This window comes from Candidatus Bathyarchaeota archaeon, from assembly GCA_026014725.1.
Taxonomy (GTDB): Archaea; Thermoproteota; Bathyarchaeia; order Bathyarchaeales; family Bathycorpusculaceae; genus Bathycorpusculum.
This window is the reverse complement of the sequence record JAOZHV010000040.1, coordinates 1-8,871: the sequence shown is the minus strand read 5'-3', so window position 1 is coordinate 8,871 and position 8,871 is coordinate 1. Positions and strand designations below refer to the sequence as shown.

The following is an 8,871-nucleotide window of genomic DNA, read 5'->3' as shown; positions in this document are numbered from 1 at the left end:
TCGCCACTCGTTGAGCAGTGTTTTCAGTTGAGCGAAACGCGGTGTTGAACTTGAGTAGTTCAAAGTTCGTAGCGTCCCAAAAAGCAGATAACTAATTCTATAATGCACACAAAAAATATAAACCATTCTATAACGCCCAAAGAGAATATTTCAAATTATTCAAAGGATAGCTATCCAAAAAGACACTGAACCATCTTAGGCACTATAGGGTGCTCAGCTGTTTTTCATCCTCAATCAACAACTATTTATTAGAATGAACTTTGATGGAGAGTTCTCCCGCGCTTCAACCTTCCCCTCTTTTTTTGTTGATGAAAGGCGCTGTGTTGACTGTAAGCATTGGCGTGGCTCATGCGTACGTGGCAAACGTTGCCGCGTAGCGTCGGACTCAGCTTGTGAGCTCTTCCAACCACGGAACACGTTCACACGTGTAGAAGCGATTTTTAGAGGTGCTGGGCATGGTTAGTGTTGCGCGTGTTAAGCGTAAGTTGCCAAGTTTGCTTGTTGACGGCGTTACCACGTACAAACCGCATTGGACAGAGTACAAGCGCAAGGAATATCGGCTTAAGCGGTTGGCGCGGCGAAACCCAGCAAAATACCACACGCTTCTTAACAAATTGCTTTCAACGCTTGAGGATATTGAGCGTGCGCTCTAAGGCGCGGCGTGTTTTTACTAATTAGTATTCACACCTTTTATTTTCCCAGAAAAAATGACACTTGTGATGAACGTTGCCACGCCCACGACTCGAAAACACGCCGCTGCGGCAGTATTGGCGCGAGCAAAAACAGCGACAGCGCAGCAAACACGCTTAAGCTATGAACCACGGGCAGCGGGTTTTCTCCAGCCCGCTGTTGCGCGGGTTTGGGGCACAGCGCCGCTTCCGCAACCAGAAGCTCTGTGCCTTTGATGTCTGGCAGGTTAATATCAATTAAACACTATTGAATTGTGTTTTTTGGCTTTTCTACGGCATCTCCTCCGTTTGCAGCCACATCCACAGTGTACCTATCGTTTTTGAGTGCGGTTTCAAGGGGTGCGCTCACGTTTTTGTCGTCGACTACGAGGATTCTTGCAGGTTTATCCTGTCTATTTTTCCTCCTTTTCCAGTTTAGGTTTTAATGGCAAAGTTATAGTGAATGTTGTGCCTTTGCCTACAGTGCTTTTAACCGTGATTTCTCCGCCGTGCGCTTCCATTAAGCGTTTGCAGATGGCTAAGCCAAAGCCCATGCCTTGCGCTTTAGTTGTAACTAATGGTGCGAAAAGCTTACCTAAAATGTCGTTGGGTATGCCTACTCCAGTGTCCGTGAATGTAATTTCTACATTGCCGTCTCTCTCAGCACTTCTTATTTGCAGTGTTCCTCCACAGGGCATGGCATCAACCGCATTCTTTATCATGTTAATGAATACCCTCTCCATTTTGTTTTTATCCGCCATAAACAACGGTTTTCTCTGAGTTTTATCCGCGATTGTGACGCTTGTTGGGACTTGAACCTGTGATAATGCCTCTTTCAGCAATGACTTTGGCGTGCATTCCTCAGGGTCAAGCCACATTTCTCGAGAATATTCCAGAAGGTCATTTATGATTTTGTCTGCACGCAAAATAGAGTTGTCAATTATTTTGAGCATGTGTTTAATGTTTTCATCTGTGCAGGAAGGTAGCTTTTTGTTAACGTAGTACGCTGCGTTTCTGATGCTTGTCAACGGATTGCGCAGGTCGTGCCCAACCATCCCCGCTAACTCGCCAATCGCAGCAAGCCGCTCAGCTTTCAACAGTTTTCTGTGCGCCTCACGCAGCTCCTGCGTTCTCGCTTCCACTGTAAACTCCAAACCCTCTGAATACTCCTCAAGTTTTCGCAATAGTGCTTTTTGTTCGGTGACATCTCGAAATGTTCCCAAAAGAATTCTTCTTCCCTCAACATCAACAATAGCAGCGTTGATTACAACATCTTTGATTTCGCCATTCTTAGTGATTACCTGCTCCTCAACATTTCGCATATTCTCTCCGTAAGCATGCAACTGAAATGTCTCACTAAACTCACCTTTAATTCTCTCTGGTGGATGAAGAATTCGCTGGTGACTGCCAATTAATTCTGATTTTTCTCTACCCACAAGTCTGGCGGCAGCAGGGTTACAATCAAGTATTATCCCTGTTTCTGCATCCGCTAAAAAGATAGCGTCAAACGACTCCTCAAACTGTTTTCGGTACTTCAACTCTGAACTCTTAAGCGCAAGTTCCAACTTTTTACGTTCTGTAATGTCTCTGGCTATAGCTACAATGTGACGTTTGCCATTCAGTTCCAATGTTGCCATCGAGATTTCAATAGGAAACTCTTCGCCGCCTTTTCTTAGTGCTGGAAATTCAAACAGGTCAGAATGCTTTTTCGCTGAATCACAAGCAATTTTTTTCATCAGTTTCAGGTGGTCTTCGGCAAACCGAGGGGGAACCACCAGGTCGTGCACTTTTTTCCCAAGAGCCTCTTTCTCGGTGAAACCAAAGATTCTTGTAGCTGCTGGATTCCAATAAGTAATTGTATCATCTTCATGAAACATGAATATGGCATCACGCGCCGACTCCGAAATGGAATGAAACTTTTCTTCGCTTTCTTGCAGTTGCCGCTGCATTTGTTTTTGAGCGGTTATGTCCACCGCAAGTTCTGCGACGGAGGTGACGTTGCCGTTTTCATCTTTGATAGGCGTGGCTATGATTTGAACCCAATACTGTTCGCCATTAATAGTTCGGGAGCAATATTCATGGCTGTCGATGCTTGTTTTTCTTGCGAAAATTTTTGTAACTCCACAGTCAGGGCAAGGTTCATTTAAACTATTAAGTACTGTATAGCAGAGTTTGCCTTCAATATTCCCCCTGTAGTATTTTAAGAAGTCGTTTGCCCATAATATTGTATAGTTTTTATCGATAATTGCGAGTCCTGCGCCGATGTTTGCCGTGATTTTTCCAAGCGTATCCCGTTCTTGCATGATTGCGTCCTGTATTTTCTTGCGTTCGGTGACATCTCTAATCATTAGGCTTCCTTTTATTGTGCCGTCTGAATCAGCAAATAAAGCTGAGGAGATTTCGCCGAGAAAAGTCGACCCGTCTTTTCGTTTGAATGTAAGTTCCGTTTTTACTCTGCCTGTTGCGTCACGTTCTTTTAGTGCTGCTGTCAGTTTCTCGTCTTTGACAACTATTCCATCGCGTCCAGCTTTTTTAATTTCCTCTTCAGTCATGCCCAGCATTTGACACGCTTGAGGGTTCGCAGCGAGGATAGACCCGTCGGGTTTTGTCAGCATCACTCCGTCCATACTGTTCTCAAATATACTGCGGAGCTGCCGCTCTCTTTCCGTAATTTCCTTGACTTTATCCTTAACAAGTGCTTCCATTCTCTCAGCGTATTCCTTGAGCAGTTGCTGGTCTTCCTTTCTTTGGGTAATGTCATGGAAAACTACGAGGTCGGCAGGGCGTCCACCATAGTTGACCCTGCGCCCTTTTACTTCAACCCATCGGCTTTTGCCAGCCTTATCTGTAAAGCAAACTTCATAAGGCTCAACAGGCAAACCGCGCATTCTTTTCTCCAAGTTTTCCCAAAGCGCGTTTTTGCTTTCTGGCGGCAAAATCTCAAATTGCAGAAACTGCTTTCCAGTTACTTCTTTCTGATTTAACCCCGTTACTTCCTCGAACGCGTTATTTACCAGAAGCACGAATCCTTTTTCGTCAACTATAACTGCCATATCAGTTAAAAAGTTCAAAACAACTCTGGCTTTTGCTTCGATGCCGCGCTTCTTCTTGCTCACTTGGCAGAACCTCCATTCCCCTCTGTTTTTGCCTTAAAATTTTGCCTGGCGAGGCGCACGCACTCTCGGAACGCCATGTCTGGAACAATCAATTTATTAAAGGCGTCTTTGGACGTTGGCAGCTTGCAAGCTGAGACCAGTTTAAGGTGAAGATTTTTCATGATTTGAATCTCCAAGTGTCTGGCGCCCTGACTGAAGATTTTTTCAAGCGCGTCTGAAAAGTCCGCTATCCTTGCTGGAATGTCTTTTTTGCTGATTCCGAACGTGTTTTCCAAATGAAAGTAAATCGATGTCTTTACTGATTCGCCAAGAGAAGAAAAAACTTGGTCAACAGACTCAAGCAGCACCCCATCAAAAGAAGACACAGAGCCCACACTGCTCGAAATTTCAACCTGCAAATTATCCAGTTTTAGACCTGCATTGCTATTATGCTTCACGCGGTTCCGCGAAGACAATGATAGCCCCTGCCTTATTTTGGCTTAAGGTGCCTTAAGTTTAATAAAGATTGTTAACCCGTAATAGTGATTAAATGTAGATTTTGTGTGTACGTGTGAACCCCCCGTTATGGTGCTCTAATTTTGGCAGGTCTCCTCTATGTCTGAATGTAGTTTTCGCCTGTTGCCCAGTTTGTTTTAGGCGTCTCGTAGCTGATTATTTCTCCAGATTCTTTGGGATTCTATCTCCTCAAATCCCGTGGTGGTCGCTTCAACAATTTTCCGCCTAACTAAATCCTTTTCGGCTAACGTCCACACATATAGACGCTTGTATGCACGTAGTAACCGACGCGAAATCGACGTATAAATCGTTTTTCAAATTTTTTAAAAAAATTTTACGTTAATAACTAATGTTGCGTGCGCTTCTGTTTATTTGTGATAAACAGAACAAAAAATCCATGGAAAAACAGAGGCGGGAGAGGTGTTAGCTAACAAAGTTTCCGCGCAAAACCCGCGCGTGACGCTAAGCGCAAAGTTAGTTTTATGGCGAAACATGCTTTTTGCCCCTAAAAACCCCCTGTTTTGCATATTTACATATTTATCCTATGGGGGTGACAGGATGGCAAGACCCAAAATATACGAGAACAGAGCGCCCAAAACCTTCAGCATTAACGTTGACGTTTACAGCAAACTGAAACAGCACCTTGCAGCACAAGGAAAAAACATCAGCAGCGAACTAAACGAGTGGATGCTTAAGCGCTTAGCCGATTTTGAGGACGCAGCAGCAACCAGCAACGCAGAGCAGCAGCTAAGCTACGAAGCCCTAAAGCTGGAGCACGAAAAAATTTACAGGAAAGCCATAGCACAACACAAACTACTCACGCAACGCGGCACGCTTGAAGAATTGCACGCTTTAGCGCTTCAGCTTGGCTTAAACGAGAAAACATACAGCAACGTTGCTGAAGTAGCGCCGAAAGTGCTTCAGCAGTGGGATGGCGTAAGCAGCCACGCACACCTCTACATCACATGGATAGAGACGATGCAGCAAGTCAAAGCGCTTGAGCGGCAGCTTGCAGCGCACATCTTGGACAAACCAGCCGCACCGTGAGCGCTCACCATTCTCCAATTTTTTTCATTGCCAAGAGTATTTTTTGCACTGTTTGGGTACCCTTTTTACGCAAAAAATGCCAAGTCTTTCCATGCAGCGGTTTGCGGTTATATATTTATTTACTGCGTTTGCGCTTTTTTTGCGCGTAGTGCAGTGCAAGGCGCTTGAAACGTTGAGTTGTCTCAGCGAACCAAGCCACAAGCGCAACGTCATTTTCATTCGCGTTTAAAATTGACAAGTCCGCGGTTATGTTTAACTGTTTTACTACGTACATTGCTATGGCATCAGCAAGCTTAACATGCACGGTGAGTTTTGACAGCAGCAGAAAGGCAACGAGGCGGCGGCAGAGGTTGCCAGCGTACTCCGCAGCCGCGTGGTTATCGCCTAAGCCTAAGTGCAGCAGTAAACTGCTAAGTTTTCCCAGCACCCGCCGTAGCTGCGACGGCTCTTCCGCGGTTGTGAGGAACTGTATGTAGCGTGCCCGTAAACCCACGTCAACCGCGCTGCGCATAGCCAAAACCTTCATCTCCAGTTTGCCGCGGTATGCGGCTGTTGTGTCGCCGAGCGCCTTGCGGGGCGCTATTGCCGTGGTGGGAGACCAGTGGCTCTCAAAGGGTTCGCCGTTGGCTTCGGGGAAGGGCGTGTAACTTGCTACGTTGTCCGCATCCCAAACGACGCCGCACGCTGGGCAAGCGGTTTCGTCGTCCGCGCTTAAAAACAGTTTTTCGCCGCAGTCCAAACAAACGCCCGCGGCGGTGGCTACTTGCTGCTGCAAATCCGCGGGCAATGCACGTAGTAAACTTAAATTTACTTGCTGTGTTTGCATGCGTCCAAATTTTATAATTAACAATAAAAAAACAGCATACTAATTAGCAAAAAAGGCTATCTTAGCTTTTTGAGTACACTGTCAAAAAAATCAAGCCTACGCTTTAAGTTATCCTTTTCAACAGTTAGCAACTGCAAATATAGCTCTCTCAAAGGCTGGTCACTTTTTATGTAGCTTAACCATTTTTCAGTACCGAGTATTTTTGCATCTTTTTCATTAGCCGTTAACGTGAGGTTGAAAAAAGCCAGCGTAAACTGTTTATCCAAGTTTTCGCGCAAGTCTTGCGGTCTGAAACGCCGCAGAGCGTCAAAGTTGCTTATAGTCACGTCGAGTGCAGCGTAAACATCAAAACGCGGAAGTTGAGAAAGCATCCTCTGCCAATTCGCAAAAATATAATGTAGGTCTGAAAACTTTGCGATTAACACGTCAATTTCTGGGTTTGCTGGTTCAATTTTGCAAGTTGCTAACGCTGCTATGAAGCCGAGAAGAGTTAGCGTGTAAATTTTTTTCTCTTTCCCGCCTTTTTGAGCTGGCTCCAACCTGTCAACTTTCACTAACCCGTCTTTTTCAAGCTTTTTTAAGTGGCGCAGGACAGTTCGGTAGTCTTTGCCTACCGCGTCGGGCAGGTCGTATTGCGCGTATTCTTTGTTCTGGGCTAATACTTTTAGGATTTTGTTTGTGGTTTCTTCAGTTGAGCGGTACTTCATTCTTTTCGCCCCAATATGCATTTTTGGTTTTGTTTTTGTCATAGCTTTCTGTTTTTTTGCCGTGATGATGGGCAAATTCACGGTATAATATGTCACAAAAATGCTTATAAACTTTTGCTTAATAATATTACTGCAAGGTGAGCGTGAAAATGCCCATAACCAGAAAAATATGCACGATTGGAAGAGCAAAAGGCGTAACGTTGCCCGCCAGTTGGCTAAAATATTTTGAGCGCCAAAACGGCGAGCCGCTGCGCGAGGTTGCTATGGAAATCAACGGTGCCATAGTGATACGCCCAATTCCGCCAGTGCAACAGCAAACGCAGCAGTGAGGTGCAACAAAGCCATGCCCGCCGCCGACCAGCAAACACAGCAACAAATCACAAGCGACGTGCCGCAAGGCATGCCCGAGGAACTAACGCCCGAAGGCAAAAAATGGCGCGAAAACCTCAAAAAAATTGCAGCGCAACCGCACATAAGCTACCCGTGCTTCGCGCAGTTTTGCGACGACCCAGAACACAAAGTTGGCTTCAAACCCGCACGCGTAGCCAAGTGGTTGGCGGAAAACGAGCATTTCAAGACTGACAGGGAATCGGACACGCTTTATTATGGTGATGAGGTTAAAGGTGTTTGGAGCCGAAACGGCGAAACAAAACTTAAGGAAATTGTTACACGTATCTTAGGCGACGAGGATAAGGCACACCACTACGCTAATATTCTGCACACTTTAAAAAGTTTAACTTATACGGATGTGGTTTTCAGCAAAAAAATTGCTGTGGAAAACGGCTTACTCGATGTTGAAACAGGTAAGCTTTCGCCTTTTACGCTGGAAGAGATGGCTTTTCACTCGATACCTGTGGCGTTTAACAAGGATGCGGACTGCCCGAACTTCAAAGAATGGCTAAAGCAAGTGTTGAAGCCAGAGGATATTTTAACGCTGCAAGAGTGGAGCGGTTTTCTGCTGCTGCCTGATTACCGAGAGCACAAGATCATGTGGCTGCATGGAAGTGGAAGGAACGGAAAAGGCACGTGGACACGTACAATGGAAAGCATACTTGGCGCTGATAACTGTGCAAGTGTGCCGTTGGAGCAGTTTGACGGTTATCACCGTTTCGCTATGGAGAGGCTTATTGGCAAACTTTTTAACACATGCAACGAGCCGACTGTAAACAATAAAAAAGTGCTGAGAACTGAGCTGCTTAAAGCAGCGACTGGACAGGACACAATAGAAGCGGAGATAAAATGCAAACAGAAAACGATAAAGTTCCGCAACACAGCTAAAATAACAGTTATCGCAAACAGATTTCCGAAAGTGGAAGATAACACAACCGCTTTCAAAAATAGACGGCTTTTCGTGACTTTTCCGTATGAGTTTATTGGCAAAAACAAAATCAGCAACATTGAGCAGGTTTGGCTGAATGACGCAACAGAGCGCAGCGGAATATTAAACTGGATGCTGGAAGGCTTACACCGACTGCTTTCGCAAGGCTATTTTACGGAAGGAAAAACACAACAGGAAACAGAAATACTGTTTCAAAGAGCCAGCGACACCATCGGAGCCTTCATTTCTGAAATGGTGATTTTTAACAAGAATAGTTACAAAGGCAGAGCTGAAGTTCACGCCGCCTATAAGGAATACTGTGACTTCTACGGCTTAGAAAACGAGAACGAGAAAGCCTTAGTTAGCCGACTGAAAAACACGCCAAAAATCAGCGAAGGCAAACGGCTTGTCAACGGCAAACGAGAACGATGCTGGATAGGCATTGACTTGCGGAAGCTACCTGAGGAAGAGGAAAAACCCGTTGACACCAGCGAAGAACAGCAACAAACAACTTTGGAACAGAAATTTGATGTTTCTGAAGCTGAAAGTGGCACAGGTGGCACAGATGGCACAGGTCAGATACCCCAGCGTAAAATCGGTGAATCATTAATTTTAGACGGGTATAGTACACGTGTGCCAAGTGTGCCATGTGTGCCAGATAATCAACCCTTGGTTTTAGCTAAAGACTGCGTTC

General features: G+C 45.3%; 9 protein-coding genes. 5 read left to right on the top strand and 4 right to left on the bottom strand.

The genetic code is table 11. The features are described 5' to 3' along the window. Window positions 1–455 precede the first annotated feature (455 nt). Window positions 456–653, top strand: a complete 198-nt coding sequence (locus NWE95_07385; protein ID MCW4003716.1) for a hypothetical protein — start codon at window positions 456–458, stop codon at window positions 651–653. A gap of 66 nt (window positions 654–719) precedes the next feature. Then, window positions 720–905 (top strand): hypothetical protein, encoded by a 186-nt coding sequence (locus tag NWE95_07380; protein MCW4003715.1) that lies wholly within the window; start codon window positions 720–722, stop codon window positions 903–905. A gap of 176 nt (window positions 906–1,081) precedes the next feature. On the opposite strand, the gene NWE95_07375 is transcribed toward NWE95_07380, so the two are convergent. Together NWE95_07375 and NWE95_07370 are read right to left on the bottom strand one after the other, a co-directional pair. After that, a complete protein-coding gene (locus NWE95_07375) occupies window positions 1,082–3,784 on the bottom strand; it encodes a PAS domain S-box protein (protein ID MCW4003714.1) in 2,703 nt (900 codons plus the stop codon). Beyond that, entirely contained in the window at window positions 3,781–4,239 is a 459-nt protein-coding gene (locus tag NWE95_07370) for a hypothetical protein (protein MCW4003713.1), read from the bottom strand. The genes NWE95_07375 and NWE95_07370 overlap by 4 nt, the downstream gene beginning before the upstream one ends. A gap of 598 nt (window positions 4,240–4,837) precedes the next feature. On the opposite strand from NWE95_07370, the gene NWE95_07365 reads away from it, so the two are divergent. After that, window positions 4,838–5,326, top strand: a complete 489-nt coding sequence (locus NWE95_07365; GenBank protein MCW4003712.1) for a hypothetical protein — start codon at window positions 4,838–4,840, stop codon at window positions 5,324–5,326. A 115-nt stretch (window positions 5,327–5,441) separates the two neighbouring features. Here NWE95_07365 and NWE95_07360 read toward each other — a convergent pair whose 3' ends face one another. Beyond that, a complete protein-coding gene (locus NWE95_07360; GenBank protein ID MCW4003711.1) occupies window positions 5,442–6,176 on the bottom strand; it encodes a transposase in 735 nt (244 codons plus the stop codon). Between the two features lie 32 nt (window positions 6,177–6,208). After that, complete coding sequence (locus NWE95_07355; GenBank protein ID MCW4003710.1) at window positions 6,209–6,859, bottom strand: helix-turn-helix domain-containing protein; 651 nt, start codon at window positions 6,857–6,859, stop codon at window positions 6,209–6,211. A 149-nt stretch (window positions 6,860–7,008) separates the two neighbouring features. Between NWE95_07355 and NWE95_07350 the strand changes: the two genes are divergently transcribed. Together NWE95_07350 and NWE95_07345 are read left to right on the top strand one after the other, a co-directional pair. Next, entirely contained in the window at window positions 7,009–7,188 is a 180-nt protein-coding gene (locus NWE95_07350) for a hypothetical protein (GenBank protein MCW4003709.1), read from the top strand. Between the two features lie 14 nt (window positions 7,189–7,202). Beyond that, the coding region (locus NWE95_07345) for a phage/plasmid primase, P4 family (GenBank protein ID MCW4003708.1) at window positions 7,203–8,871 on the top strand (1,669 nt) is incomplete at its 3' end.